Annotated in this window: 24 protein-coding genes, 2 tRNA genes and 1 other RNA gene; 14 read left to right on the top strand and 13 right to left on the bottom strand. The window is 64.8% G+C overall.

The features are described 5' to 3' along the window. The 4 genes from LG367_RS17105 to lexA all read right to left on the bottom strand — a co-directional run. On the bottom strand, positions 1–3,059 hold a 3,059-nt coding region (locus LG367_RS17105; protein ID WP_226470484.1), incomplete at its 3' end, for an error-prone DNA polymerase. Next, positions 3,056–4,474, bottom strand: a complete 1,419-nt coding sequence (locus LG367_RS17110) for a Y-family DNA polymerase (RefSeq protein WP_226470485.1) — start codon at positions 4,472–4,474, stop codon at positions 3,056–3,058. The genes LG367_RS17110 and LG367_RS17105, both read right to left, overlap by 4 nt. Before the next feature lie 7 nt (positions 4,475–4,481). Next, complete coding sequence (gene imuA / locus LG367_RS17115) at positions 4,482–5,108, bottom strand: translesion DNA synthesis-associated protein ImuA (RefSeq protein WP_226470505.1); 627 nt, start codon at positions 5,106–5,108, stop codon at positions 4,482–4,484. Position 5,109: 1 nt separating this feature from the next. Beyond that, positions 5,110–5,718: a transcriptional repressor LexA gene (lexA, locus tag LG367_RS17120; RefSeq protein WP_226470486.1), complete on the bottom strand. Its 609-nt coding sequence runs from the start codon at positions 5,716–5,718 to the stop codon at positions 5,110–5,112. A 423-nt stretch (positions 5,719–6,141) separates the two neighbouring features. On the opposite strand from lexA, the gene LG367_RS18775 reads away from it, so the two are divergent. Continuing rightward, positions 6,142–6,351, top strand: coding sequence for a helix-turn-helix transcriptional regulator (locus tag LG367_RS18775; protein ID WP_226470506.1), 210 nt, complete (start codon positions 6,142–6,144; stop codon positions 6,349–6,351). Here LG367_RS18775 and LG367_RS17130 read toward each other — a convergent pair. Beyond that, the gene (locus LG367_RS17130) at positions 6,260–7,582 is read right to left on the bottom strand and encodes a tyrosine-type recombinase/integrase (RefSeq protein WP_226470487.1); all 1,323 of its coding nucleotides are present in this window, start codon (positions 7,580–7,582) and stop codon (positions 6,260–6,262) included. The two genes, LG367_RS18775 and LG367_RS17130, sit on opposite strands and share 92 nt — an antisense overlap. Before the next feature lie 145 nt (positions 7,583–7,727). Beyond that, positions 7,728–7,818, bottom strand: a tRNA-Ser gene (locus tag LG367_RS17135). Positions 7,819–8,007: 189 nt separating this feature from the next. Here LG367_RS17135 and LG367_RS17140 point away from each other — a divergent pair. Next, positions 8,008–8,415, top strand: a complete 408-nt coding sequence (locus LG367_RS17140; protein ID WP_226470488.1) for a DUF6165 family protein — start codon at positions 8,008–8,010, stop codon at positions 8,413–8,415. Between the two features lie 44 nt (positions 8,416–8,459). On the opposite strand, the gene LG367_RS17145 is transcribed toward LG367_RS17140, so the two are convergent. After that, entirely contained in the window at positions 8,460–9,533 is a 1,074-nt protein-coding gene (locus tag LG367_RS17145) for a glycosyltransferase family 9 protein (protein ID WP_226470489.1), read from the bottom strand. Positions 9,534–9,548: 15 nt separating this feature from the next. Here LG367_RS17145 and LG367_RS17150 point away from each other — a divergent pair, with 15 nt between their 5' ends. The 6 genes from LG367_RS17150 to LG367_RS17175 all read left to right on the top strand — a co-directional run bounded on the left by LG367_RS17150 (position 9,549) and on the right by LG367_RS17175 (position 13,527). Then, positions 9,549–10,292, top strand: a complete 744-nt coding sequence (locus tag LG367_RS17150) for a 3-deoxy-D-manno-octulosonic acid kinase (protein ID WP_226470490.1) — start codon at positions 9,549–9,551, stop codon at positions 10,290–10,292. Between the two features lie 169 nt (positions 10,293–10,461). Beyond that, positions 10,462–11,220 (top strand): MBL fold metallo-hydrolase, encoded by a 759-nt coding sequence (locus LG367_RS17155; RefSeq protein ID WP_226470491.1) that lies wholly within the window; start codon positions 10,462–10,464, stop codon positions 11,218–11,220. After that, the gene (gene moaA, locus LG367_RS17160) at positions 11,217–12,239 is read left to right on the top strand and encodes a GTP 3',8-cyclase MoaA (protein ID WP_226470492.1); all 1,023 of its coding nucleotides are present in this window, start codon (positions 11,217–11,219) and stop codon (positions 12,237–12,239) included. Before LG367_RS17155 ends, moaA begins: the two co-directional genes overlap by 4 nt. A 121-nt stretch (positions 12,240–12,360) precedes the next feature. After that, positions 12,361–12,852, top strand: a complete 492-nt coding sequence (gene moaC / locus LG367_RS17165) for a cyclic pyranopterin monophosphate synthase MoaC (protein ID WP_226470493.1) — start codon at positions 12,361–12,363, stop codon at positions 12,850–12,852. After that, positions 12,849–13,094 carry a molybdopterin converting factor subunit 1 gene (gene moaD / locus LG367_RS17170; protein ID WP_226470507.1) on the top strand — a complete coding sequence of 82 codons (246 nt, stop codon included), beginning with the start codon at positions 12,849–12,851 and terminating at the stop codon, positions 13,092–13,094. Before moaC ends, moaD begins: the two co-directional genes overlap by 4 nt. 4 nt (positions 13,095–13,098) lie before the next feature. Further along, on the top strand, positions 13,099–13,527 hold the full coding sequence (locus LG367_RS17175; protein ID WP_226470494.1) for a molybdenum cofactor biosynthesis protein MoaE: 429 nt from the start codon (positions 13,099–13,101) through the stop codon (positions 13,525–13,527). Between the two features lie 265 nt (positions 13,528–13,792). Here LG367_RS17175 and ffs read toward each other — a convergent pair. Further along, positions 13,793–13,889, bottom strand: an RNA gene (gene ffs, locus LG367_RS17180) — signal recognition particle sRNA small type. Between the two features lie 59 nt (positions 13,890–13,948). After that, positions 13,949–14,041 (bottom strand) — tRNA-Ser (locus LG367_RS17185). A 233-nt stretch (positions 14,042–14,274) separates the two neighbouring features. Here LG367_RS17185 and dnaX point away from each other — a divergent pair. The 5 genes from dnaX to LG367_RS17210 all read left to right on the top strand — a co-directional run bounded on the left by dnaX (position 14,275) and on the right by LG367_RS17210 (position 17,810). Beyond that, a complete protein-coding gene (gene dnaX / locus LG367_RS17190) occupies positions 14,275–15,990 on the top strand; it encodes a DNA polymerase III subunit gamma/tau (protein WP_226470495.1) in 1,716 nt (571 codons plus the stop codon). A 24-nt stretch (positions 15,991–16,014) separates the two neighbouring features. After that, complete coding sequence (locus LG367_RS17195) at positions 16,015–16,335, top strand: YbaB/EbfC family nucleoid-associated protein (protein ID WP_226470496.1); 321 nt, start codon at positions 16,015–16,017, stop codon at positions 16,333–16,335. A 44-nt stretch (positions 16,336–16,379) separates the two neighbouring features. Then, positions 16,380–16,754 (top strand): hypothetical protein, encoded by a 375-nt coding sequence (locus LG367_RS17200; protein WP_226470497.1) that lies wholly within the window; start codon positions 16,380–16,382, stop codon positions 16,752–16,754. A 25-nt stretch (positions 16,755–16,779) separates the two neighbouring features. After that, complete coding sequence (recR, locus tag LG367_RS17205; RefSeq protein WP_226470498.1) at positions 16,780–17,379, top strand: recombination mediator RecR; 600 nt, start codon at positions 16,780–16,782, stop codon at positions 17,377–17,379. A 77-nt stretch (positions 17,380–17,456) separates the two neighbouring features. Further along, positions 17,457–17,810, top strand: a complete 354-nt coding sequence (locus LG367_RS17210) for a histidine triad nucleotide-binding protein (RefSeq protein ID WP_226470499.1) — start codon at positions 17,457–17,459, stop codon at positions 17,808–17,810. A 677-nt stretch (positions 17,811–18,487) separates the two neighbouring features. Here the strand turns inward: LG367_RS17210 and LG367_RS17215 are convergent. The 4 genes from LG367_RS17215 to LG367_RS17230 are packed head-to-tail and all read right to left on the bottom strand — an operon-like array spanning position 18,488 to position 22,985. Next, positions 18,488–18,988, bottom strand: coding sequence for a Slp family lipoprotein (locus tag LG367_RS17215; protein ID WP_226470500.1), 501 nt, complete (start codon positions 18,986–18,988; stop codon positions 18,488–18,490). 19 nt (positions 18,989–19,007) lie between these two features. Continuing rightward, positions 19,008–21,017 carry a transglutaminase TgpA family protein gene (locus LG367_RS17220; protein ID WP_226470501.1) on the bottom strand — a complete coding sequence of 670 codons (2,010 nt, stop codon included), beginning with the start codon at positions 21,015–21,017 and terminating at the stop codon, positions 19,008–19,010. After that, positions 21,001–21,978, bottom strand: coding sequence for a DUF58 domain-containing protein (locus LG367_RS17225; protein WP_226470502.1), 978 nt, complete (start codon positions 21,976–21,978; stop codon positions 21,001–21,003). The genes LG367_RS17220 and LG367_RS17225 overlap by 17 nt, the downstream gene beginning before the upstream one ends. Before the next feature lie 53 nt (positions 21,979–22,031). After that, complete coding sequence (locus tag LG367_RS17230) at positions 22,032–22,985, bottom strand: AAA family ATPase (RefSeq protein ID WP_425491003.1); 954 nt, start codon at positions 22,983–22,985, stop codon at positions 22,032–22,034. Positions 22,986–23,068: 83 nt separating this feature from the next. Here LG367_RS17230 and LG367_RS17235 point away from each other — a divergent pair, with 83 nt between their 5' ends. Continuing rightward, positions 23,069–24,916 (top strand): ArnT family glycosyltransferase, encoded by a 1,848-nt coding sequence (locus LG367_RS17235; RefSeq protein ID WP_226470504.1) that lies wholly within the window; start codon positions 23,069–23,071, stop codon positions 24,914–24,916. Positions 24,917–25,703 lie beyond the last annotated feature (787 nt).

The following is a 25,703-nucleotide window of genomic DNA, read 5'->3' on the forward strand; positions in this document are numbered from 1 at the left end:
CCGTATTCGTCTTCGAGGGTCACGAAGATGGTGCCCTTGGCCGTGCCCGGCCGCTGGCGCTGCGTGACGATGCCGGCAGTGTATGCGCCACGGCCATGCGGTAAGGCGTGCAACTGGCGCGAGTCCAGCACGCGCTGTTGTTGTAGGCGTGGGCGTAGCAGTGAAAGCGGATGGGCTTGCAGGGTCAAGCCCACGCTGCGGTAGTCGGAGAGGATGTCTTCGCCCGCCGTGGGCGCCGGCAACGTAATGTCCTCCTCCTCTGGGCTGCCGGGGAGCAGGGGACGTTGACGTTCGATGCCGGCCACCGCCCAGCGTGCGGCATGACGGTGTCCGACCAGAGCTTCTAGAGCGCCGGCCTCGGCGAGGACCTGGCGCGCTCTCTCATCGAGTCGTGCGCGCAGGCATAAGTCACGCACATCAGTGAAGGTGCGCTGCTGCCGCGCCGCGACGATGGCCTGTGCCATGGTGTCCGAGAGTCCGGCGATCTGGCGCAGCCCCAGGCGGATTGCGGGCTGCCCACCGTCGTCCACGCCGGTGCGGGGGCCGCCGCCTTCCAAGGTGTTGTCCCAGTCGCTGCAAGTCACATCCACGGGCAGGATGTGGATGCCTTTGCGATCTCCATGACCGCGGCGCGCATCCTGCACGATCTGACTCGGTGAATAGAAGCCCATCGGCTGCGCATTGAGCAGGGCGCAGGCGAAAGCCGCAGGTTCATGGCGTTTCAACCAGCAGCTGATGTAGACGAGTTTGGCGAATGAGGCGGCATGGCTTTGCGGGAAGCCATAGGAACCAAATCCCTTGATCTGTTCGAAGATCTGGTCGATGAACTCAGAGGAGTAGCCCTTGGCCTCCATCAGTTGCCGAATCCTGACGCGATGCGGCTCCATGTCGCCACCGCGTCCCCAGGCTGCCATCGAGCGACGCAGGTTGTCGGCATCCTCTGGCGAATAGCCGGCATGGATCATCAACTCCATCACCTGTTCCTGGAACAGCGGAATCCCCAGGGTCGGACCGAGGATGGCTTCGATCCCTCCGGAGGGGTATACAACCGGATCCTTGCCCTGCCGACGCCGCAGGTAGGGATGCACCATGCCGCCCTGGATCGGGCCGGGCCGCACGATGGCGACCTCGATGACCAGATCAAAGAAATTGTTCGGTTTCAGCCGCGGCAACATGCTCATCTGCGCGCGGGATTCAATCTGGAAGACACCGATGGTGTCTGCGGCTTGAATCATGTCGTAGGTGGGTCTGTCACCTGGCGGCAATCGCGCCAGATCGACGGTGTAGCCACGGTGTCGCTCCACCAGCGCGACGGCTTTGCGGATGCAGGTCAGCATGCCCAGCGCCAGGCAGTCGACCTTCAGCAGTTTCATCGTTTCCAGGTCGTCCTTGTCCCATTGGATGATGGTGCGCTCGGGCATGGCCGCGTTTTCCACCGGGACGACGGTGGAGAGCGGTGCGTCGCTGATGACGAAGCCGCCGACGTGTTGGGAGAGGTGTCGCGGATGGTCGCGGAGTTGTTCGGTGAGCAGCAGCACGCGCTGAATCAGGGGATTGTCCGGATCGAAGCCCGATTCACGCAGGCGTTGTTCCATCGATGCTTCGCCATTGCCCCAGCCGTAGCATTCGGCCAGCAGCGAGGCTTGCTCCGGTGGCAGGCCGAACGCTTTGGCGACATCACGCACAGCACTCTTGCCGCGGTAGCGGATGACGGTAGCCGCCAGCGCGGCGCGTTCGCGGCCATATTTGTTGTAGACGTACTGCAGCACTTCTTCACGCCGCTCGTGCTCGAAATCCACGTCGATGTCGGGCGGCTCGTTGCGTTCCTTGGACAGGAATCGGGCCATCAACAGGCGGGCTTCTTCGGGCCGGACCACGGTGATACCCAGCGCGAAGCACACCGCCGAATTGGCCGAGGACCCGCGACCCTGGCACAGGATGTCGCGTGATTTAGCGAAGCGGACGATATCTTCCACGGTGAGGAAGAAGGCTTCGTACCTCAGTTCAGCGATCAGGGCGAGTTCGCTCTCGATCTGCGCGGCCACACGCGCCGGCACGCCCGCGGGCCAGCGTTCGCGCATGCCGGCTTCGGTCAAAGTGCGCAGCCAGGTCGTCGGGGTGTGCCCTTCGGGCACCAGTTCGGCCGGATAGTCGTAGCGCACTTCGTCCATGCGAAAACGGCAGCGCCGCGACAGATGGACGGCGGCGGCCAGGAGTTCGGACGGATAGATGTTGCCCAGCGCGCGGCGTGTGCGCAGGTGACGCTCGCCATTGCGGAACAGATGGGCGCCGCAATCAGCCAGGGACGTGTTGTGGCGAATGGCGGTCATGGTGTCTTGCAGCACACGCTGGCGGCGCATGGCCATATGCACGTCACCGGCTGCGACGGGCATCATGTCCAGACGAGCCGCGAGTAGGAGCAGCTGGCGCAGGCGCTCGGCATCATCTTGTTCGCGATGCAGTTCCACGGCGAGGTAGGCGCGTTCACCCAGCAGCGTGCGCAGCCAGCGCCCCTGTGCTTCATCAGGCATGCGTGCCGGCATCCAGAGTACGAACAGGCCGCAGTTCGGATCGCATGCGTCATTGCGCTTGCCCAGGATGCGCGTGACGTCCTGTCGTGTCAGCTGGTACTGACCCTTGCGCGCGGCCCGACGCGCCGTGGTGATGAGTTCGCACAATCGGATGTAGCCGGCATGGGTCTCCACCAGCAAGGCGAACTTGGTGCCGCAGGTCAGGGTGAACTCGCTGCCCACGATGAGTTTCAGGCCACTGGCGCGCGAGGCTTCCAGTGCGCGCACGATGCCCGCCAGAGAGCATTCGTCGGTGATCGCCAGCGCCTCGTAGCCACAGCGTAGGGCGCGTGCAAACAAATCTTCCGCACTGGAAGCGCCGCGCAAGAAGGAAAAATCCGAGAGGCAGTGCAACTCGGCATAGGCAGGCAGGTCGTCGCTGTCGGGAAGATCATCGTTGGCCGCGCGCAGACTGAGCCGGTGCGCCACATCCCACGCACGCGGCGGTTGTCCACCTGGTGAGTCGTAGTCCACGTCGTCCCCGCTCATGCGAACCACCCGTGCAGCATCCAGCCTGTCTGTTCGCCCGGTGGCGCGAAGGCCCAGGCCTGCTGGCCTTGTGAGGTCTCCAGGACGTAGTAGTCACGGCGTGCGTCGGCGCCATCCCACCAGCCGCTCTCCAGGCGCTCCGGTCCGGAGAGGATGCGTGGGCGCGGATCACGCAGTGGAATGGGGTGTGGGAGTAGCCACAACGGGCGCGGCGGACGTTCCGGCGCAGGGTCGATGCGGGCGACATCCCCGGGTACCCGACGCCAAGCCCGTTCCGGGCGCGGATCGCCGGTGGGCGTGATACGGGACACCACGTCATCGCCCAGTCGCGCACGCAGACGCTCGCGCAGTTGCGGCCACGGCAGTTGCTGCTGCGGGCGGGTATCGAACAGATCACGCGTGGCCGGTACAAAGGGCGGCAACTGGCGTGCCAGCAGACGCATCGCCACCACGGGGCGGTCGATCTGCACACGTTCGAGCCGATTGCGGCTGAGTTCGAACAGCATTGCTGGTTCGCGCTCGGCCGCCAGCAAGCCCACGTCCACATCGGTGTGGGTGCAGTCGTGTTCCAGTCGTAGGACAAAGCGCTGCACACCACCATCGCGCACCGATAGATACGTACACAGGTCGCCGATCAATCGGCGCAGCGGAAACAACAGTGCGGTGTGGCTTTCTACCTCGTAGCCTAGTTCCAGACGCACATCGAAATGATCCGGGGGCGCATAGTAGGTCAGCGGATCCTCAGCCTGCCCGTATAAGCGGTCCAAGTGTTCCAAGACCGGCAGACCAAAGCGGCGACGCACGGCATCGTGCGGCAAGGCGCGCAACGCGCGCAGGTCACGAATGCCCATACGATGCAGACGTTGTCCCGTATCCTCGGGGAGGCGGGCGCTGCGGACCGGGACGCGATCCAGTGAATCGGACATCGCGCCGGGATGCGGCAGCGCAAGTCCATCGCGTAAACCGGCGAACACGTATGCGGCACGCGGTGTGGGCGCCAGCGCGATGCGGTGACTGAAGCCCAATGTGGTCAGTTCCTCGCGCAACCGCGCTTCAAGACGCGGCCATGGACCCAGCAGGCGAAAGCTGGCACGCACTTCCAGCACGATGCAACCGGACCACTGGGCGCTAACCAGCGAACTGTGCCGGTAGGCCCACGCGGCCAGGAAGCGTTGCCACCGCGCCTCGGCCTGCGGGTCGTATTCGACCATCGTAAATTCTGGCAGCAGCGCATGGGCAGTGGTCAGGCGCATGCCGGCGCGCAGACCGGCTTGCGCGGCGGCTGCGTTCACCGCATACAGCGTGCGCAATTGCGCGGGCCCATCGATCAGCGCCAGCGGCGTTTCGGCATCAGGCCGACGGCGGAGGACGGCATCCAGCGCCAGTTGCGGCAGCAGTACACAAGCCCAGAGCATGCGTGCTTCAACATGCCACCGGAACGAAGGCCTGCGCCGGTGCGGGGCCGCCGCGGCACTTCCGCACCTGCCACGTCATGCCGTTGCGCGCATCGCGCACTGCCTCGATGCGAAGAGCGGCTGCGGAAGGGTTCGCGGCATGGCGGCGATCGCGCAGCGCAAAGCCCAGGCACTGCCCGCTGTCGGCTGCGACCTGCAGTCGGCGTAGGGCGGGGGCATCTGCGTGTGCCGGCCAGCCCACGACGGCCGTGCAGGCGCCGCTGCGCAGGCATTGTTCGAAGGCCCACAGCGCATCGCGTGGCGCAGCCTCGACAATTTGCAGGTGCGCGAGGTCTACGCCTGCGGCCTGCCACGCCGGTGCATAAGGAAGATAAGGCGGCGCAATCAGGGTCACCGTGTCGCCGGCTTGGGTGAGGCGCGCGAAGGTCGGCATCAGCAAGGAGAGTTCGCCTACGCCGTCGGCGGGGAGGAGTAATTCGGTCAGCGCGCGACGCGGCCAGCCGCGTTGCGGCAGCAGTGCATCAAACGCGTCATGGCCAGTAGGCTCGCCATCAGCAGCGATAACGGCGTTGCGTCCGGCATGCCAGAGCGTGCGCGCGGAGAGCAGGGCTTCTAGAGCGATAACAGCGCCCATATCAGCCGCACCGCACCAGACCGCAGTAGACACCCTCGATTGCGAAATCCTGCCCCGGTTGTATGTCGATGGGGGAGTGCGCAGGATTGCGTGGCAACAGCAGAATGCGCTGCCGTTCGCGACGCAGACGCTTGATGGTCAGCTCTCCATCGATGCGTGCTACCACCGTTTGACCGTTGCGCGCCTCAGGCGTGCGATGCACGCCCACCAGATCACCATCGAGGATGCCGTCGTCGATCATCGAGTCGCCCTGGACCTTGAGCAGATAGTCGGGCGTGGGCGAGAACAGCCGGCGATCCAGCCAGAGTTGCTCGTCGAGGCCGATGTCTGGGCCGATCGGCTGGCCGGCGGCCACACGGCCCAGGACTGGTAACGGCAGCAGGTCGGCCGGCCCGCCCGGCAGGCGTAAGCCGCGTTTTTGGCCGGGGATCGATTCCAGTAGGCCGTCGGCCACGAGCGCCTGCACATGCTTCTGCGCGGCGTTGCGCGAGGCAAAACCAAAGGCGTCGGCGATCTCGGCCAGGCTAGGCGCTCGCCCGGCGGTCAGTTCCCGGCGCAAGAAAGCCAGGACGGCGGCGCGTTGTGGGGGCAGGGTGTCGGAGGGCTTCATGGGTGTACATTTGTACACCTTCTTGTCTCAGAAATCGAGACAGCCGTTCATAGCTATGGATCTGGGGGAGGGGTCGACGAGGTGGATATCGTCGACTTTGATGGCAAGGGCGCAGCGACTCCGGATCCAGAGTCTGATATGCAGCATTGATCTCATGCCTTGCGATACAAGCCAAGGTCCTATCGGCCACCGTGTTTGACTGCGGAATTAAGCCTGAACCGACACGCAGACAGGGGCATGCCGGGCACGAAAATAAACCTTGACTGTCTCTTTGACGTGTCGATACAACAAGTAGGTGCAAAAGGGCTTCGACATCCAATAAGACACCACTGTCAGCCCGCCCATCCCCCAATGTTGGAGATTGCACACGTGCACAACGCCCGAACCAAAATTGCAGGCCACGAAGTCGGGGAGGGAATCGCCATGCTGGCGGCTCCGACTCCTCTGGTCCTGCTGAAGCTACCGACTGTAAAAACCCGAGTTGGATTGAACAAGACGGCGATCTATGCCGGTATCAAAGCAGGCTGGTTCCCGAAGCCGGTCAAGATCGGAGCCGCTTCGCGCTGGGTAGAGTCCGAGATCGACGCTTTGATTGTGAAGCTGACGGAGCGTCGCGACCACGGGAAGGCTTGAGCGCCTTCCCGTCCAAAAAGGCGCACCAGGTGTCCAGCAGGTCTCGCCGCCGCTGCAGCATCTGCCCCCGTCGATAGGCTGCCTCGACCTTGCTCTTGATCGTATGCGCCAGCACGCCTTCGCTAACCTCGTTGGCGATCTCGGTCTGCTCGGACGCCCAATCCTTGAATGAGGAGCGGAACCCGTGGACGGTGTACTGCCCGTAGCCCATCCCATCGAGTAACTGGTCCATCGCGCCGTTGGATAGGTGGGAGTGGCGGCCACCGGGGAAGAGCGCGGCATTGCGCTCCTCGATCGGGGTAGCATCCAGGACGCGCTGCATGGCCGGTGTGACCGGGACGTAATGCGGTTCTCCCGATTTCTTGCCGCTTTTCATGTGTACCGCTGGCACGGTCCAGAGCACGCCAAAGTCTTCGTGCCGGGCGATCTCGGGTCGGTTCGCCTGGATGATTGGGCCGGTACGGGAGGCGGTCAGGATCAGGAACTCCAGTGCTCGCGCTGACACGGACGGATTCGCCCGCAGCTTCTTTATGAACGCAGGCAGCTCCTTGTACGGCATAGCCGGATGGTGCTTGACTTGTGCTACGTCCGACGGCTTGGGGAGGAGAGTGTCTAGATGTCCCTTCCAGCGGGCCGGGTTGTCCCCGCTACGCTGCTTCTTGGCTGTGCAGGCGTCAAGGACGGATTCGATCCGCTGGCGTAGACGGGTGGCAGTCTCTGTCTTGGCCGTCCACAACGGCTTGAGGATCGTCAGGAGATCATCGGTCTCGATGTGGTCAACTCGCTTCTCGCCGATGTGGGGAAACGCGTAGGTGGTCAGTGTGTTTGTCCATTGGTCCGCGTGCTTTGCGTTCGTCCAGGCCTTGCGATGGGTTTCGATGTAGTCGAGCGCTGCCGCCTTGAAGGTCGGAATGCCGGCGGCGATGGCGTGTGCGGCCCGACGATGCGTGATCGGGTCAAGGCCGGTCCGCAGCAGCTGCCGGGCCGCAAGCGCGCTCTCACGCGCCTGCGCCAGGCTGACGGTGTGGACGGGGCCAAGGCCCATGTCGCGGGTCTTCGGGCGCGCGCGACCGCTGGCACTGGTCGTCGTGCCGCGGGCATATCGGAAGATCCAGGAGCGTGCCCCGGATGGGGTGACTTGCAGGTACAGCCCGCCACCGTCAGCGTGCATGCCGGCAGGGGCCGTGGCCACGAAACGGGCACTAAGCTTATTGATGAAAACTCGGGGCATCCGGCTCTCCTGTACCCATGAATATACCCATGGTATAGGTGCGGATTGAGGCGATCAAGGCCGAACCGGTAGGGACCGGTTGCCTAGAAAATCAAGGGAAATATCGCTAAAAGATCACGCCGGCGAACCGGCGCGTACATACAGTTGGCGGAGAGGGAGGGATTCGAACCCTCGGTACGCTATTAACGTACGCCTGATTTCGAGTCAGGTACATTCAACCGCTCTGCCACCTCTCCGGAATTGCGTGGCATCCATCCTTTGGAATCTTGCGCCGCCGTCCTTGTGGCGCCTGGAGCGCCGCTAAGCCGCCCGTATTTTCGTCGGGCCAGCGCAATGGGGTCGCCATGATACGGTCCAGGGCCAGACCCGACAAGGCTGGGGGCGTAAACTGGCTGTCCTTTAGCCTCAGCCGAATGCCGCGCCCCATGTCCGAAATCCTCGTCCCCGTCTCCTTCGGCGAACTGCTCGACAAGATCGCCATCCTGCAGATCAAGTCCGAGCGCATGTCCGATCCGGCCAAGCTGGCCAACGTCCGCAACGAGCTGACGGCGCTGGAAACGACGTGGATGGCGCACCCCGCCGCCGGCCAGGACATCGTGCGGCTGCGCGCGGACCTCAAGGCCGTCAACGAGCGCCTGTGGGTGATCGAGGACGACATCCGCATCAAGGAGAAGGCGCAGGCCTTCGACGAGGAATTCATCCGCCTCGCGCGCAGCGTCTACATCGAGAACGACGAGCGGGCACGGATCAAGAAGGACATCAATCTGGCGCTGGGTTCGGCTTACGTCGAAGAGAAGTCCTACGAGGATTACGGACCAGGCTTGAAGCGCTGAATTAGAAGCGCTGAATTAGAAGCGGTGAGTGCGCGGATGTTCCGTCACGAAGCGGCGACGTAGCGTTCGAACGCCGTGATCGCATCGTCGACGGTCACCAGATCCATCACGCCGTCGAACTCGATCTTCGTTCCCCACTTGAGTTCGCTCGCGGATTTGCGGAGATACTTGCGCGCTGCGTCGTCGTAACGATCCACGCAATACCGCCGATCCGAATACGGCCCGCTGCGCGCGGGATTGCTGGCCGCGTGCAGCCCCAGCACCTTCGTTCCCATCGCATTGGCGATGTGCATGGGGCCGGAATCCGGCGTCATGAGCAGGTCGGCGCGTTCGAGCAGCGCGGGTAGCTGTTTCAGCGTGTCCTTGCCGACCAGATCGAGGGCGGGGTGGCGCATCGCGGCGAGGATGGCGTCGGCGGTGTTGCGTTCCAGCTCGCTGCGGCCGCCGCACAGCACGACGCGCCAGCCGCGTTCGACGGCATGGTCGGCGACCGCGGCATAACGCTCGCTGCGCCAGTTGCGCAAAGTGTGGCTGGAACACGGGGAAATCAGCAGCGTCGGAATCCCATCGTCATGCTTGTCCGGCCATTGCGCGCGCGCCCATGCGCGAGCCTCGTCCGGGACCGGCAGGTTCCAGATGACGTCTTCCTGTTTCAGTCCGAGCGGTTCGCAGAAGCTGCCGATCGCGTCGAGCACATGGATGCCAGGGCGATCGGGAATGCGTTCGTTGACGAACAGCCCGTGCAGGTCCTTGGATCGGGATTTGTCGTAGCCGATGCGGCGCGTCGCCGGAATGAAAGCCGAGAGCAGGTTGGCGCGCGCGGCCACCTGCATCTGCATCAGCGCGTCGAAGCGCGCGCCGGGGCCCACGCGCTCCCGCAATTCCCGACGCAATGCGCGCATGCCGGCCCATCCGGATTTCTTGTCGTAGACGACGAATTCCACGCCTTCCAGCCCTTCCAGCAGCCGGAATTCGCCCTTGCCGATCACCCAGGTCAGCGCCAGCTGCGGCCAGGCCTTGCGCAGGGTGCGCACGAGCGGGACCACATGGGTCACGTCCCCCAGCGCCGAGAGGCGCAGCAGGCAGAGGGAACGGGGTGGGGCGGAAAGCTTGGACACGTTAGACTCGCAAGGATGGCTGTATTCGACGCCACCGAAAGCTTGACGCCGTTCCGTGCCGGTCGTGGTTACGGCTCGATTCTGTTCGACGCCACGCAGCTGCGGCAAGTCGACCCGCGCTGGTTCGATCCGGCCGGGTGGGGGGATCGCGCGCAATTGGTGGGGCAAGGGGGCCGTGGCGGCGCCTGGTTCATCGACGCCAGTCATGGCCCTTGCGTGCTGCGCCATTACTTGCGTGGAGGCTGGGCGGCGAAGTTCAGCCGCGACCGCTATCTGTGGCGCGGCGCCGACCGCGTGCGCAGCTTCGCCGAGTTCCGCCTGTTGCGCGAGCTGCTCAAGCGCCGCCTGCCCGTGCCGCACCCGATCGCGGCCTGCTACGTGCGCGAGGGCATGACATACCGCGCCTCGATCCTGCTGGAGCGGCTGACCGGCGTGCGTTCATTGGCCGATCTCGCCATCGAGGGTGACGCGCCTTGGGAGGCGACGGGCCAGCTGATCGCGCGCTTCCATCGCGAAGGCCTCGATCACGCCGATCTCAACGCGCACAACATCCTCTTCGACGAGGCCGGCAAGGGCTGGCTGATCGATTTCGACCGCAGCACCATGCACATTCCCGCCACCGGCTGGCGCTCGCGCAATCTGGCGCGGCTGGAGCGTTCGCTGCTGAAGCTGCGCGGTGCGCGCAGCGTCGAAACGGTGCGTGCCGATTTTGCGCGGCTGCGCGCGGCCTACGACGCGCGCTGGGCGAAGGGGATTTAGCAATTGAGAAAGTGCTTCCCTGCACTTTCTCAACATCGCCAGCCCAGGCCAAGCCTGGGCTGGCTCACGGCGAGTCAAGCGCTTGTGCGCTTGATTCGCCGAAGCGGCCATCCATGGCCGCCCTAGCAGGGTGTTTCTCAACACCCTGCTAGGGCATCATGCCCGTGTCATGAACTGGTCCCTGCGTTTCCAAGGCGTCGGCAATGCCTCGGCGGTCGAACTCGGGTCGCCGATGGCGACGATCGAGCGCGACAGCGCGCCCTGGCTCACCATCGATTGCGGCGCCGAAGGCCTCACCGCCTATCAGGCGCATTACGGCACGACGCCACGGGCCTTGTTCGTCACCCACGTGCATCTGGATCACGTCGCCGGCTTCGAGCGCCTGTTCGTGGCCGACTACTTCGTCGCGCCGCGTGCCGAGAAGACTCGTTTGTACGTGCCCGCGCGCGTGTTGCCGCTGCTGCATGCGCGCATCGCCGATTATCCGAACGTCTCGGCCGAGGGCGGCACCAATTTCTGGGACGCCTTCCAGCTGATCCCGGTCGGCGAGGCCTTCTGGCATGACGGAGTGCGCCTGGAAGTCTTCCCGGTGCGCCATCATTGGCCGGAGACCGCCTATGGCCTACGCTTGCGCGGTAGCCTGGTGTGGAGCGGCGATACCCGCCCGATCCCCGAAATGCTGGCCCGATACGCCGACGCCGACGAACTGGTCGCCCACGACTGCGCGCTGCGCGGCAATCCCTCGCACAGCGGCATCGACGATCTCGAACGCGAATATCCGCCGGAACTGCTGGCGCGCTGCGTGTTCTACCACTACGCGGGCGCGGCCGATGGCGAAGCGCTCGCCGCGCGCGGATATCGCGTCGGACATCCCGGCGAAGTGCTGCCGTTGAACGAACCGACGGCGGAACGGGTCCAATCGGCATGAACGCCGCCCTCCAGCCCGCCGCCGCTCCGCTGGATCGCCTCGGCCGCCCGATCCATGACTTGCGCCTGTCGGTGATCGAGGCCTGCAACTTCCGTTGCGGCTATTGCATGCCGGCCGACCAAGTGCCCGATGATTACGGCCTCGATGCCGCGTCGCGATTGTCCTTCGACGAAATCGAAACCCTGGTGCGTGGCTTCACGTGGCTGGGCATGCATAAATTGCGCATCACCGGCGGCGAGCCGTTGCTGCGCAAGGGACTGCCCGATCTGATCGCGCGCCTGGCCGCGATTCCGGGCATCGAGGATCTGGCGCTGACCACCAACGGTTCGCTGCTCGCGCGCCACGCGCGCGCCTTGCGCGAGGCCGGATTGCGTCGCATCACCATCAGTCTCGACGCGCTCGATCCGGAACTGTTCCGCAAGCTGTCCGGCGATCGCGGCACGGTCGAAAATGTGCTCGCCGGGATCGCTGCGGCGGAGGATGCCGGTTTCGAGCGCCTGAAGTTCAACTGCGTGATGCAGCGTGGCATCAACGAAGACGAAGCACTGACCTTGGTCGAACGCTTCCGCCGTACCGGCCACATCGTGCGCTTCATCGAATACATGGACGTCGGCACCTGCAACGGCTGGGATCGCGCGCGGGTGGTGCCGTCGGTCGAACTGCGCGACCGCATCCATGCACGTTGGCCGCTGCGTCCGCTCGATGCCAACTATCGTGGCGAAGTCGCCTCGCGCTATGCCTTCGAGGACGGCGCAGGCGAGATCGGATTCGTCAGCTCGGTCAGCGAGCCGTTCTGCGGTGATTGCCACCGCGCCCGTGTGTCAGCCGACGGCCAGCTCTTCACCTGCCTGTTCGCCGCCACCGGCACACCGCTGCGGCCACTGCTGGCGCAGGGCGAAGCCGCTTTCGCCGAACATCTCACTGGGTTCTGGAAGCGGCGTGCCGATCGTTACAGCGAATTGCGCGGGCGGGTCGATGCGCCGCGCAAGCATGTGGAGATGTTCCTGATCGGCGGGTGAGGGGCCGGACGCTCCGCAAGCCGATATGGTGACGCCAGGGGTGGCGGCACACATCTATCGGAAGGCGTCGAAAACGATGCAGGTGTATGCAACGAGAATGCCCTCGGTCCACAATGTCAGCATGGCACGCCGCGAAAAAACACTGACGCACCTCGACCCCAAGGGCCGTCCCGCCATGGTCGATGTTTCCGCCAAGGCCGTCACCGCGCGCGAGGCCGTCGCGTCCTGTCGCGTGCGTTTTCCGCTGGATGTCGCCCAGCAGCTGCGCAAGAGCGGCCTGAAGAGTGCCAAGGGCGGCATCGTCGAGACGGCCATCGTCGCGGGGACGCTGGCGGTGAAGCGAACGCATGAACTGATCCCGTTCTGTCATCCGCTGCCGATCGACGGCATCCGCATCGGCATCGATTGGAGTGGCGAGCGAGAATTGGAAATTGAGTGCGCGGTGAAGACCACGCACCGCACCGGCGTCGAGATGGAGGCGCTGACCGGAGCCACCGTCGCGGCGCTGACGGTCTACGACATGTGCAAGGCCTTGTCGCATGCCATCGTGCTCGGGCCGGCGAAACTGCTGGGTAAACGTGGCGGCAAGCGCGACTTCGGGAAGACGGTCTGATGACGCAGGTGACGGTGCTCTATTTCGCCAGCCTGCGCGATGCCGCGGGAATGACGAGCGAGACGATCGGATCGGATGCCTCCGATCTTCGCGGGCTTTACGAAACGCTTCAGGCACGTCACGGTTTCGTCTTGCCGGTGGGCCGTTTGCGGGTGGCCGTCGACGGCGCGTTCGCGCGTTGGGAAGAACCGCTTCGCGAAGGTAGCGAGGTGGCTTTCATTCCACCCGTATCGGGAGGGTGAGCGCATGAAGAAATTCACACTCGCCGAAACGCCTTTCGACATCGCGCCGCTGCGCGCCGCGCTCGTGCGCGGCGAAGCCGGTGCGTTCGCCAGTTTCGAGGGCTGGGTGCGCAACCACAACGAAGGGCGTGATGTGCATGGCCTGCGCTATGAAGCCTATGCCGCGCTGGCGGAAGCCGAAGGCGAGCGCGTGCTGAGCGAGGCCCTGGCGAAGTTCGAGATCGCTGATGCCTGTTGCGTGCATCGCGTCGGCGATCTGGCGATCGGTGACATGGCGGTGTGGGTCGGAGTCTCTGCCGGACATCGCGATGCGGCCTTCGCCGCCTGCCGTTTCATCATCGACGAGGTGAAAGCGCGCGTGCCGATCTGGAAGCACGAGCGCTATGCCGACGGCGCGGCGGACTGGCTGCATCCGGAGCCGCCGACGGCCTGAGTCCGGGTTCGCTCAGAGAGCGGCTTCCTTCGCCCAAATGTTAGTGCGGCGCTTCGCCCTGCGATGACCGGGAATGGAGAGGCTCGGTGCAATGTGCATCGTGAGCGTGTTGCCCCGGTTTCGCCACCCTCTGAAAACTCTCTGGAGAAAAGCCCCCTTGGTAAGGGGGCGTCCCGAAGGGGCGGGGATCGGAAGTTCATAGCCGGGGCCCAAGATTTGCTTTGCAAATCTTGGGTTTTTCATGCGCAGCATGAAAAAGGCGATGGCCCTGCCGGCTGACCTCGGCGCCCGCATCAATCGATACCGTTGCTGCCTTCCGGCCCTGGCGGAGTTTTCGATCTAGCGTCGCGAGGGGCCGACAGAGCCACCATAGAGACTGCGCTCGCATCGCGACGCGCTTGAAACTGGCTTACACAAAATCTGGCGGAGAGAGGGGGATTCGAACCCCCGAAGCGCGGTTTAGACGCTTACACACTTTCCAGGCGTGCTCCTTCAACCACTCGGACACCTCTCCACATTACTTGATCAATCTGGAACTTTACGGACTCGTCCATCCATGGGGCATCGCCGCTCGGCATCCGTGCCTCGCCCTCGCGGCGCTTGAGGCGCCGCTCGACCTCTCCACATCGGGTCCGAAGCCGGCGCGGGGCCTGATTCGGGGCGCAAATTCTAGCCGCGACAAGGATTTGGGACAAGCGAGTCGGAAATGTCGCGGTCCGCGCGACCCGCGCATGGCAAAATGCCCCCATGTCCTACCTCGTCCTCGCCCGCAAGTGGCGTCCCAAGCGTTTCGCCGAACTGGTAGGCCAGGAGCACGTGGTCCGCGCGCTGACCAATGCGCTGGATTCCGGCCGCGTGCACCATGCCTTCCTGTTCACCGGCACCCGCGGCGTCGGCAAGACGACCATCGCGCGCATCTTCGCCAAGAGCCTGAACTGCGAGCGCGGCACCTCGGCCGAGCCCTGCGGTGAATGCAATGCCTGCCGCGACATCGACGCCGGCCGCTTCATCGACTTGCTCGAGATCGACGCCGCTTCCAACACCGGCGTGGACGACGTCCGCGAGGTGATCGACAACGCCCAGTACATGCCCTCGCGCGGACGCGTGAAGGTGTACCTGATCGACGAAGTGCACATGCTGTCCAAGTCGGCCTTCAATGCGCTGTTGAAGACGTTGGAGGAGCCGCCGGGGCACGTGAAATTCCTGCTCGCCACCACCGATCCGCAGAAATTGCCGGTGACCGTGCTCTCGCGCTGCCTGCAGTTCAATCTCAAGCGGCTGGACGAAGGGCAGATCCGTGGCCAGATCACCAAGATTCTCGAGGCCGAGGACATCGCGGCCGAGCCCGGCGCGATCCGGCAGCTGGCGAAGGCCGCCGACGGCAGCCTGCGCGACGGCCTGTCGCTGCTGGACCAGGCCATCGCCTACACGGGAGCCGGAAGCGGCGGCGGCACGCTGTCCGACGGCGCGGTGGCGACGATGCTCGGGACGGTCGACCGGACCCGCGTCGGCGCGCTGCTCGGCGCCTTGAGTAGCGGCGACGGACTGGCCCTGCTGAAGGAAGTCGAAGCGCTGGCGGAGTTTTCGCCCGACTGGTCCGGCGTGCTCGACGCTCTGGCCGACGCCTTGCACCGGATACAGGTGAAGCAACTGGTACCGGGAAGCGCGGTCGAGGAGGCCGAGGGCGGTGATGTCGAGTCATTGGCCGGGCAGCTGCGTCCTGAGGTGGTGCAGCTTTGGTACCAGATGGCCTTGAACGGGCGCCGCGACCTGCCGTTCGCGCCAAGCCCGCGCGCAGGCTTCGAGATGAGCGTGCTGCGCATGCTGGCGTTCCGGCCGGCCGAGGGCGGAACGCAGACGGTGGCATCGGCGCAGTCGCAAATATCCGGGCCCGCCGCCGCCAAGGCGGCGCTGGACGCGGCCGGGGCGGTGCCGCCGCGTGCTTCCTCGCCGCCTCCCGTCGCCGCCAGGCCGCCAGTCGCTCCCGCGCCCACGCCAGAACCACCGATGCCGAAGCAGCCGGCGGCAGCACCGCCGAAGCCGGCATCACCAGCCGCTCCGGCGTCGGTCGCAGGCATCGACGGCCCGCGTTGGCTCGACCTGGTCGCCGGTCTGAATCTGCGTGGCCCGGTGAAGGAACTGGCCTCGCACGCCGGATTCGTGTCGCACATCGACAACGTACTGCGGCTGTCGCTCCCTGAATCCGACGATCACCTGAAAGCCCCGTTCCTGGTCGCGCAACTCGCCGAAAGCCTCGGCGTCCATCTCGGCGCAGTGCCGAAGATCCAGTTCGAGGCGGCCACGACCGCCACCGAGACCCTGCACGAGCGCAACACGCGCCAGCGCGACGAGCGCCAGAACGCGGCCGAGAACGCATTCCTGTCCGATCCGGACGTGCAGCGGCTGATGTCGCAGCAAGGCGCCAGGCTTGTGCCGGATTCGATCCGCCCCTACGAAGACTAGAACTACTTTAGAGAGAACACCGACATGCGTGGAAACATCGCCCAGCTCATGCAGCAAGCGCAGAAGATGCAGGAAAACATGCAGCGCGCGCAGGAAGAGCTCGCCAGCCTCGAAGTCACCGGCAATGCCGGCGGCGGCATGGTCAACATCACCATCACCGGTCGTATGGAGTGCCGCAAGGTACGCATCGATCCGAGCGTGCTGACCGATCCCGAAATGGCCGAGGACCTGATCGCGGCCGCGTTCAACGACGCAGTCAACAAGGTCAACACCGAATCGCAGGCAAGGATGTCGGCCGCGACCGCCGGCATGCAGATGCCGCCGGGAATGAAGCTACCGTTCTGATTGCATTCCGGCATCGCAGGAAACTCGGACAGGAAACCTGGACCATGCAGGTCTACCCGCAATCGCGGCTCATCAAGATCGATGCCTATTCGGCGGTGGCCGCGTGGGGGCTGCTGGGACTGGCCATCGTCCTGTTCCTGGCCGCGGCCGCGCTGAAGGTGCACATCTTCGGCGCGATTATCGGTGCCATCACGGCCTTCATGCTGGCCGCGCTGATCCACCTCGGATTCGCCCTCGCGCACAAATGCCCGCACTGCGGCAAGCATCCGACCATCCAGGGATTCGCGAAGCTGCACCCGAGTGTCCCGACGGCGACCGGCGTGGACGGCTGGGCGCGTGTGGTGGTGGATGTGGTCAGAAGGCAGGAATTCGCGTGCATGCATTGCGGCACGCGCTTCAAGGTTGCGGACGCCGCGTGACTTTCCGCGAAGACACAATCACCGCATGACCACCTCCCTGCTCGAACGCCTGATCGAAGCTTTCCGCATCCTGCCGGGTGTCGGGCAGAAGACCGCGCAACGCATGGCCTATCACGTACTCGAGCGCGAGCGCGAAGGCGGCAAGCGCCTGGCCGAAACGCTCGGCGAAGCGATCGAACGCATCGGCCATTGCGTGCGCTGCCGCGATTTCAGCGAGACGGAGTTGTGCGCCACCTGCGCCAGCCCGTCGCGCGATGCGCATCAGCTGTGCATCGTGGAGTCGCCGGCCGATCGCCTCGCCATTGAGCAGGCCACGGGGTATCGCGGGCTATATTTCATTTTGCAGGGGCGCCTGAGTCCGCTCGACGGCATCGGCCCGCGCGAACTCGGCCTCGATCAATTGGCCGAACGCCTGGCCGAAGGCGAAGTGCAGGAACTGATCATCGCCACCAACCCGACGGTGGAAGGCGAGGCGACCGCGCATTACCTCGCCCAGCTCGCGCGCCAGCACGATGTGCGGCCGAGCAGGCTTGCCCACGGCGTGCCGCTGGGCGGGGAACTGGAATACGTGGATCGCGGCACGCTTTCGCATGCGTTCGGCACGCGCAGTGAAATGCCGCGATAAAGCAACGCCGGGATGGCCGGCATGTACCGCGGTCGGTGTGACAGAATCTATCTTGGACTCATCGCAGGAGCCGCGCTATGGCTGAGGACACCATCTTTCACAAGATCATCCGTCGGGAGATTCCGGCTGAAGTCGTGTACGAGGACGATGATCTGATCGCGTTTCGCGACATCATGCCGCAGGCGCCGGTGCACGTTTTGTTCGTGCCGAAGGAAACTGTGGCGACTTTAAATGATCTGCCTGCGGATCGGCCTGAGATCATCGGACGGCTTGCGGTCGCTGCTGCGCGTTATGCGAAGGAGCAGGGGTTTGCTGAGGATGGTTATCGCATTGTGATGAACTGCAATCGGCATGCGGGGCAGACGGTGTTTCAGCTGCATTTGCATCTTTTGGCTGGGGCGCAGCTTGGGCGGTTTGGGACGCCTGTGTAAGTTGGATTCTTGTTTTTTGCTCGTCATTCCCGCGAAGGCGGGAATCCATGGACGTAGCTTTTGTTCGTCGTCCCAGCGGAAGCTGGGATCCATTTGGTTTTTGCTTCTGCTTCTGCTTTTGCTGTTGTGGAGAGCAGAAGCGTTTCGTCCGCTACGCGGCCGAGTTCATTTCTTTTGGTAAGCCCCAAAAGAAACGAACCAAAGAAAAACGCTTTCCCCGACGAAGCAACCCCAGAGCATCATTGCTATCAGGATTTTTCGACTCGCCATCCATGGCTCGGTCGAAAAACGGCGCACATCCGTGTGCCCTCGGACCAATGGTCCTCGACACCTCCGGGTCTCCGGTTGTCTGGGCGCTCAAGCTTTTTTAGAAGCGAAAGGCGAGGCAAAGCCGAGCAAGGCTTTTGCTCTTAGGTGCTAAACCTTGCGAGCCACGATTGCCTCTAGACCCGAAGGGCGGCGGGCATGGATGCCCGCCGTTTTCCGACCGAGCCATGGATGGCGAGTCGGAAAATCCTGGGGTGTTCTCCGCCATGGGATTGCTGTGTCGAGAAAAGCGTTTTTCTTTGGTTCGTTTCTTTTGGGGCTTACCAAAAGAAATGAACTCGGCCGCGCAGCGGACGAAACGCTTTTGCTTTAAAGAACGAACACGCCGTGAGCAGAAGATCGAAAACCGATCACCACCATCCCCACCACGGCCACGGCGCCGGCCGCGTCACCACATTCACCCGCTCACGCTTCGGCCACAGATACACCACATCCGCCTCGACATGCGGGAACCGGTAGCTGTAGCCGCCGATCCGACGATTCTCGTAACTGTCGATACGCCCCGTGAAGGTCACGTCACGGTTCTTCTCGAAGATCGCCGGATCGTAGAACCCGGGACGGCAGGCGATGAAGCGGCCGCCGGTGTCGTCCTCGGCCCAGTAGGGGCGGCCGTAGACATCCAGGCGGGTGGAGATCATCTCGAAGCAGGTGGTGTTCTCCTTCGGTTCGACCTGCACGATGCGGCCGCCCCAGCGCACGGTGGCGCCGACGCTGTCGCGTTCGGCGGCTTCGCGCGGTGTGATCTGGGTGTACTCGCCCTGCAGCGGCTTCGGTTGCGAGGCGCAGGCGGCGAGGGCGCAGACGAGGCCGGCCAAGGCGAGCGAGCGTGTTTTTCTACTGCCCAGATGCATCGGGTGTCTCCGTTATCGGTCAGGGGCGGTGCCGACGCAGGTCGTGGACGAGATCGCGCAACCCCTGTCGATGCGCGTCGTGCCGAGCGTAGCGCCAGTCGGCGAAACGGGCGCTGAGCGCCGGCAACTGTGCCGATTGTGGCCGTTCCGGCAGCGAACGGGCAACGCGCGCGGCCCAGGTGCTCGCCGGCTCGTGCGGTTCGCGTGCCAGCCCCAGCCGGGCATAGCGCGCGCCCAGGGCATGCCAGGCACGCAATAGCGGATCGCGTTCGCGCTCGCGGCGCGTGGTGAGCCACAGCATCCAGCCCAGGGCGAGTCCGGCCACGCCGGCGAAGAGTGCGATCAGGGCGCTGTCGTCGAGATGGTCGATGCCCAGCGGCTGCAACAGGCGCTGCTGGCGCGTGGCGTCGAAGCCGAGCACCAGGTCGTTCCAGCCGCGACGCAGCCAGTCGCCGATGTCGAAGACCGGCGTGAGCCCGGTGAACGAGCCCAGCACACCCGGCGCGCGGTCGGCGAGGGTGTCGTAGATGCGTTCCGGCGCCACCGCGGCGGTGGGATCGACCCGCACCCAGCCGCGTCCGGACAGCCACACCTCGCTCCAGGCATGCGCGTCGGAATTGCGCACCAGCCAGTAGTCGCCGTAGGGGTTGTGATAGCCCCCGGCATAGCCGGTGACCACGCGCGCGGGAATCCCCGCGCCGCGCATCAGCACCACGAAGGCGGAGCTGAAGTGCTCGCAGAAGCCGCGCTTTTGCTCGAACAGGAATTCGTCGACCGAATCGTGGCCGAGCAGGGGCGTATCGAGGGTGTAGATGAAGTCGCGCGTGATCCACGACAAGGCACGTTGCACGATGGCATCGTCGTTGGTTCCGGCGGATCGTCGCCACTGCCGCGCCAGCGACAGCGCGCGCGGGTTGTAGCCCGGCGGCAGACGCAATGCGAGCGCGCGCATCTCGGGCGACAGTTGCGGCTGGTAGGTTTGCGGCTCGGCCGAGCGCAGGTGCCAGCGCGTCAACGACGAGAGTGTCCGCTGTGCTTGCATGCTGTGGTCGAAGTCGAGTGTCGTGCCGAGGGGAGAGGACAGCGGCAGATCGAGCGCGACCAGCTGTCGCCGATCGGTCGGTTCGACTTCGATCTCGTAATCCCAGATGGTCTTCCGGCGTGTCGTCGGTGCCGGGCGTTGGCCCGTGGGCCATGCCGGTCGCGTCCAGGCGCGTCCGTCGAAATCCCAGAGCACCGGTCCGCGCCAGTACATCTGCGAAGTTGGCGGTGCGGCGCCGAAGAATTTCACGCGCAGGGCGGGGCGGTCGTCGGCCATGAAGTCGATCCACTCGCCCGGCGCCATGCGATCGGACAATCCCGGCCGCGCCACGACGCGTTCCGGCACGCCCCACAGCGGCGCGCTGATGCGCGGGAACAGCCAGAAAGCGGCCAGTGCCAAGGGCAGGCCGATTGCGATCAGGCGCAACACCGTGACGAATCGCCGTGCATGCGCCCGGATGTTGTCGCCGGCGGAGGCCGATTCGCCGGATTCCAGATCCGAGAGCTGCAGCAATGCCGCCAGCGCCAGGATCACGCCGAGCAGCCCGAGCAGCAGCGACGCCGGTCCCTGATCGAGCAGGAAGGTGGCGAATGGAGCGAACAGGGCGAAGCCGATCAGACTGCGTGTATCGCGCAAGCCATGCAGTTCCGCTGGCTTGACCGCCAGCATCGCCGCGAGCAGGGCGCAGCCGGTGTCGCGGCCGAACGAGAACCGCATCGAGGTGAGCACGTAGCCGATCAGCGCCAGCACGAGCAGCAGGCGTAGCCAGCCAGGCAACACGTGCCGCCGCGACATCGCCACCGTCGCGCAGCCGATGGCGATGCAGGCGATCGGCAAGGCGAGACTTTCCAGTTGCAGCAGCAAGGGCAGCAGGCATGCCGCCGCGGCGAGCAAGGTCCACAGACGGCTGCGCGTATCGAGCGCGGTGCGTTGCGCTGTCTCTTTCGCCTTGAACAAAGAGAAGAGCCTGTCAGCGCGAGCGGACATCGTCACGCTCCAGTCGTGGCATGAGTGCGAGCGCACGCAGGCAGGCATGGCGATGATCGACGCCGCGCGCTGGTCCCAGCGCAGGTTGTCCTGGCAGCAGCAGGCGGTAGCGGCGGCCTTCGCGTTCGGCCTCGTCGACCCAGCGCGCGAGCCGGCGGATGCGGTCCTCGTAGGCGAGCGCGGACAGGTCGCGCCAGTCGAGTTCGATGTCCGCGCTCTGCGGCTGTTCGTATTCGCGCACCAGCAACGCGCCGCGGCGCGCGGAGGGCTTCCAGGCGATGGCGCGTCGCGCGTCGCCGCGCCGATAAGCGCGCAGGTGATGCATGTCTTCGCCCGCGGGATGCAGCCGCGCACGCGCATTCTCGCCGCGTCCTTGCGGCAGCGGCGGGCCGTGTGCCTCCGGGGCGGGGTAGACCAGCAACGGCGTGTCGGGCCAGAGGTAGGTCCAGGCGCGCGCGAGTCCGAGCGGGCGCGTGGTGGAGATGCGCAAGCGGCCGAGTTCGAGCCAGCCACGCTGTGTGGTGGGAATCATCAGCACGGTTTCGCCGGCACCTTCGACGAGGGAGAGCCGCGCCTCGTTACCGGCCAGATCGACGCGCAGGCCGCGCCGCCCGCGCCCGCGCGCCGCTCGCGCGTGCAGGCGCAACGCGAGCGCCATGCCGGCGGGGACGGGCTGTGCATCGATGGCGACGATCCGCAGCCCGCTCAGTTGCAGATGCGCCGCGAACAGACTGGTGTTGGCCGCGCCGGCCAGCAGCAATCCGAGCAGCAGCGCGGGATTGTTGTTGTAGTTGAGCGCGCCGATGCCCATCGCCAGCAGCAGCATGGCGAAGAACCAGCCGAACCCGGTCGGCAGGATGTAGATGCGATGACGATTGAATTCGACCGGCAGCGATTCCGGTCGCCGTGGCCGCGCGAGCAGGGCGAGGCGTTTTGCTAGCGATGCGAACGCTGGCGGCATCTTGCGATCCAGAAAAGAGCTGAGTTTTTCCTTTTTTCCCGAGAGAGAGAAAACTAATCGACAGGCACGCTGTGCAGGATCGACTTCGCCAGTGCGCGATCCTCACCTGCATCGGCATCGGCGACCAGTCGATGCGCGGCGACCGGCGCGAACAGCGCCTGCACGTCGTCCGGCAGCACATGGTTGCGGCCCAGCAGCAACGCATACGCACGCGCCGCGCGCAGCAGCGCGATGCCCGCGCGTGGCGACAGCCCGACGCGCACGCCGGGATGATGCCGGCTGCGCGCCAGCAATGCCTGCACGTAACGCACCAGCGCCTCGCTGGCATGCACGTGCGACACCGCATCGCGCAGTTGCAACACGTCGTCGGAACCGAGGATCGGCATCGTCTGCGCGATCATGTCGCGCCGGTCGCCGCCAGCCAGCAGCGCGCGTTCGGCCTCTTCGTTCGGGTAGCCGAGGGTGAGGCGCAGCAGGAAGCGATCGAGCTGCGAATCGGGCAAGGGATAGGTGCCGGCCAAGTCGACCGGGTTCTGCGTGGCGATGACGAGGAATGGCTCCGGTAGCGCGTGCGTCACGCCATCGACCGTCACCTGATGCTCCGCCATCGCCTCGAGCAGCGCGCTCTGCGTTCGCGGCGGCGCGCGGTTGATCTCGTCGGCCAGCAGCACCTGCGCGAACACCGGGCCTGAATGGAACTCGAAGCGTCGCGTCTGGGCGTCGAACACCGAGACGCCGATGATGTCGGAAGGAAGCAGGTCGGAGGTGAACTGCACGCGCTGGAAGGCCAGCCCGAGTGTCGCCGCCAGCGCATGCGCCAATGTGGTCTTGCCGAGCCCCGGCAGGTCCTCGATCAGCATGTGCCCGTCCGAGAGCAGGGCGACGAAGGCCAACTGCACTTCATGCGGCTTGCCCAGGACGAGCGCGTTGACCTGTGATTGCGCGCGTTTCACCGACTCGCGCAGGTCGTCGGTTAGCATGGCGAGGGAAGCCGAGGATGCGGGCATGCGCGGGTCGCTGTTCGTGGGATCGTTCGAGTGTAGCGAGGTTACGACGCGAAATGCGGGACGGAATGCGGGACAGGATCGATATGCGAGTGGTGTTCATCACACTCTGGGCGGCGGTGTCGTTGCTCAAGGTGTCGATGGCCGCGCGCCTGCCGCTGTTCGTCGACGAGGCGTTCTATTGGCAGGAGAGCCGGCACCTGGCCTTGGCCTATTCCGATCTGCCGGGCCTGACCGCATGGCTGATCCGTCTCGGCGAACTGGTGTTCGGCAAAAGCGTGCTGGCACTGCGCCTGCCGTTTCTGATGATCGCCGCCTGCGTGCCGTGGCTGGTGGTGCGCATCACCGCACGAGAATTCGGTAACCGCAATGCCTGGCTAGCCGGCATCGCCACATTGCTGCTGCCGTTGGCGGGAACGCTCGGCCTGCTCGCACTGCCGGATGCGCCGATGGCGCTGGCCACGTTGTTGTGCGTGGATGCGGGCGCGCGTTTGCTGCGCGGCGTGAGTCACGAGACAGCCTTGCAACTGGCGTGCGGTCTGGCGATCGGCGCGCTCAGCCATTACCGCTTCATCGCCGTGATCGGTGTGGGATTCATCGCGCTGCTGATGTTGCCGCGCGGTCGACAGGCCTTGCTCGATCCGCGCGTCTGGATCGCGATCGCGTTCGGCGCGGCGGCCTGGACGCCGTTGATGGCATGGAACTTCGACAATGCCGAGGCGGGATTGCGGTTCCAGCTCGTCGATCGTCATCCCTGGGCGTTCCATGCCGACGGTCTTTCTTTCCTGGTGATCCAGGGCTTGCTGGTGACGCCGCCGTTGTTCGTGGCGCTGATCTGGGCTGCGTGGAAGGGGCGGCGCAGTGTTTCGGAAGATGTGCGCTATCTGGCCTGGTCGGGCGGGCTGGTCGTGCTGGGATTCTTCATTCTCGGCTTCTTCGCCGATACGCAGCGCGTGAGTTTCCATTGGCCGCTGCCGGGGTATCTGGCATTGCTGCCGCTGCTGCCGCACGTGCTTTCCACCTGGGGGCCGTGGTTGCGGCGGCTGGTTTGGATCGTGGTCGCATCGGGCCTTGCCGCCGCGCTTGGGTATTACGCGCTGGTGTCGTCGCCTTCGTTCCGCGAGGACAGCGCGGCATTGAAGTGGTATCCCTCCAACTTCGCCGGCTGGGATAGCCTCGCCGCAGCGGTGAGCAACGAACATGCGCGGATGCCGCCGGGCACGCGCATCGTCGCCGACAACTTCAAGATCGGCGCCGAACTCGGTTTCGCGCTCGACAATCCGCGCATCCGCGTGCTCGATCATCCGCTCAATCGCGAGCATGGGCGCGCGCCGCAGTTGCGGTTGTGGGGATTGCAGAGCAAGGGCCGCAGCGACTGGGGCGATACACCGGTGTTGCTGGTGGTGGGCGCGGCGGATGTGGAATACCGCAATCTACTGCAGCGCTATCACCAGTTGTGCGAGCAGGTCGGGCCGTTGCCGCAGCCGAAGGTCTTGAATGTCGATCACGGTCGACAGCGGTATCTGTTGTTCGCGTTCGATGGCAAGCATGGTGACGATAAAGCGGCCGCGGGCAAGGCGAAGGTCAAGTGCACGGCACCGGCGATGGCTTGGATCGATGCGCCTGCGATCGACGCGCGTGTGGGTAGACGCTTCGAGGTGTCCGGGTGGGCGTTCAAGGACGGCGTCGGGCTCGCGCGCGTGGATGTGCTGATGGATGGACGCGTCGTCGCGAAGGCCGAGTATGGATTACCGAGTCCCGGAACCGCGGCGTACTGGAAGATTTCGAGCGATCCGTTGCATCCGAATGTCGGGTATCGGGCGCGTGTCGATGTGGGGGATGCGACGCCGGGGCGCCATTGGTTGGGGTTGCGGTTGTATGGGAGGGATGGGAGTGTTGAGGAGTGGAGTGAGCAGCCGGTGACGGTTGAGTAGGTTTTTTTGTTTGTCATCCCAGCGGAAGCTGGGACCCATTTGGCTTTTGCCTTTGCTATTGCTTCTGCCTTGACTAAGTCAAAGTCAAAAGCGTTTCGTCCGCTACGCGGCCGAGTTCATTTCTTTTGATAAGCGTCACTGCACGCGCAGGAGCGCGTGCGAACGGCGAAGCCGGCCCCGAAGGGGTGAGCGCCATGGATGGTGCGAATCAAAGAAACGAACCAAAGAAAAACGCTTTCCCCGACAAGTCAGCCCCAGAGCTTCGTTGCTATCGGGATTTTTCGACTCGCCCTCCTGGCTCGGTCGAAAACGGCGCACATCCCTGTGCGCCACCCTCCGGGTCTCCGGAGGCCAAGGGCGTTCAAGCATCTTTAGAAGCGAAAGGCGAGGCAAAGCCGAGCAAGGCTTTAGCTCTAGCTGAGAACTTTGCGAGCCGAACCTGCATCTAGACCCGAAGGGCGGCGGGCAGGATGCCCGCCGTTTTCCGACCGAGCCATGGATGGCGAGTCGGAAAATCCTGGGGCGCTTCCCGCCATGGGATTGCTGTGTCGAGAAAAGCGTTTTTCTTTGGTTCGTTTCTTTGATTCGCGCCATCCATGGCGCTCACCCCTTCGGGGCCGGCTTCGCCGTTCGCACGCGCTCCTGCGCGTGCAGTGACGCTTATCAAAAGAAATGAACTCGGCCGCGTAGCGGACGAAACGCTTTTGACTTTGACTTAGTCAAGGCAGAAGCAATAGCAAAGGCAAAAGCCAAATGGGTCCCAGCTTCCGCTGGGATGACAAACAAA

It is taken from the genome of Luteimonas panaciterrae (assembly GCF_020511115.1).
GTDB classification, from domain to species: Bacteria; Pseudomonadota; Gammaproteobacteria; order Xanthomonadales; family Xanthomonadaceae; genus Luteimonas; species Luteimonas panaciterrae.

Bases quoted from the DNA above. Each gene is read 5' to 3' on its own strand.
- LG367_RS17110 (WP_226470485.1), bottom strand. From the start codon at position 4,474: ATGCTCTGGGCTTGTGTACTGCTGCCGCAACTGGCGCTGGATGCCGTC.
- imuA (WP_226470505.1), bottom strand. From the start codon at position 5,108: ATGGGCGCTGTTATCGCTCTAGAAGCCCTGCTCTCCGCGCGCACGCTC.
- lexA (WP_226470486.1), bottom strand. From the start codon at position 5,718: ATGAAGCCCTCCGACACCCTGCCCCCACAACGCGCCGCCGTCCTGGCT.
- LG367_RS18775 (WP_226470506.1), top strand. From the start codon at position 6,142: ATGCTGGCGGCTCCGACTCCTCTGGTCCTGCTGAAGCTACCGACTGTA.
- LG367_RS17130 (WP_226470487.1), bottom strand. From the start codon at position 7,582: ATGCCCCGAGTTTTCATCAATAAGCTTAGTGCCCGTTTCGTGGCCACG.
- LG367_RS17140 (WP_226470488.1), top strand. From the start codon at position 8,008: ATGTCCGAAATCCTCGTCCCCGTCTCCTTCGGCGAACTGCTCGACAAG.
- LG367_RS17150 (WP_226470490.1), top strand. From the start codon at position 9,549: ATGGCTGTATTCGACGCCACCGAAAGCTTGACGCCGTTCCGTGCCGGT.
- LG367_RS17155 (WP_226470491.1), top strand. From the start codon at position 10,462: ATGAACTGGTCCCTGCGTTTCCAAGGCGTCGGCAATGCCTCGGCGGTC.
- moaA (WP_226470492.1), top strand. From the start codon at position 11,217: ATGAACGCCGCCCTCCAGCCCGCCGCCGCTCCGCTGGATCGCCTCGGC.
- moaC (WP_226470493.1), top strand. From the start codon at position 12,361: ATGGCACGCCGCGAAAAAACACTGACGCACCTCGACCCCAAGGGCCGT.
- LG367_RS17175 (WP_226470494.1), top strand. From the start codon at position 13,099: ATGAAGAAATTCACACTCGCCGAAACGCCTTTCGACATCGCGCCGCTG.
- dnaX (WP_226470495.1), top strand. From the start codon at position 14,275: ATGTCCTACCTCGTCCTCGCCCGCAAGTGGCGTCCCAAGCGTTTCGCC.
- LG367_RS17195 (WP_226470496.1), top strand. From the start codon at position 16,015: ATGCGTGGAAACATCGCCCAGCTCATGCAGCAAGCGCAGAAGATGCAG.
- LG367_RS17200 (WP_226470497.1), top strand. From the start codon at position 16,380: ATGCAGGTCTACCCGCAATCGCGGCTCATCAAGATCGATGCCTATTCG.
- recR (WP_226470498.1), top strand. From the start codon at position 16,780: ATGACCACCTCCCTGCTCGAACGCCTGATCGAAGCTTTCCGCATCCTG.
- LG367_RS17210 (WP_226470499.1), top strand. From the start codon at position 17,457: ATGGCTGAGGACACCATCTTTCACAAGATCATCCGTCGGGAGATTCCG.
- LG367_RS17215 (WP_226470500.1), bottom strand. From the start codon at position 18,988: ATGCATCTGGGCAGTAGAAAAACACGCTCGCTCGCCTTGGCCGGCCTC.
- LG367_RS17220 (WP_226470501.1), bottom strand. From the start codon at position 21,017: ATGTCCGCTCGCGCTGACAGGCTCTTCTCTTTGTTCAAGGCGAAAGAG.
- LG367_RS17225 (WP_226470502.1), bottom strand. From the start codon at position 21,978: ATGCCGCCAGCGTTCGCATCGCTAGCAAAACGCCTCGCCCTGCTCGCG.
- LG367_RS17230 (WP_425491003.1), bottom strand. From the start codon at position 22,985: ATGCCCGCATCCTCGGCTTCCCTCGCCATGCTAACCGACGACCTGCGC.
- LG367_RS17235 (WP_226470504.1), top strand. From the start codon at position 23,069: ATGCGAGTGGTGTTCATCACACTCTGGGCGGCGGTGTCGTTGCTCAAG.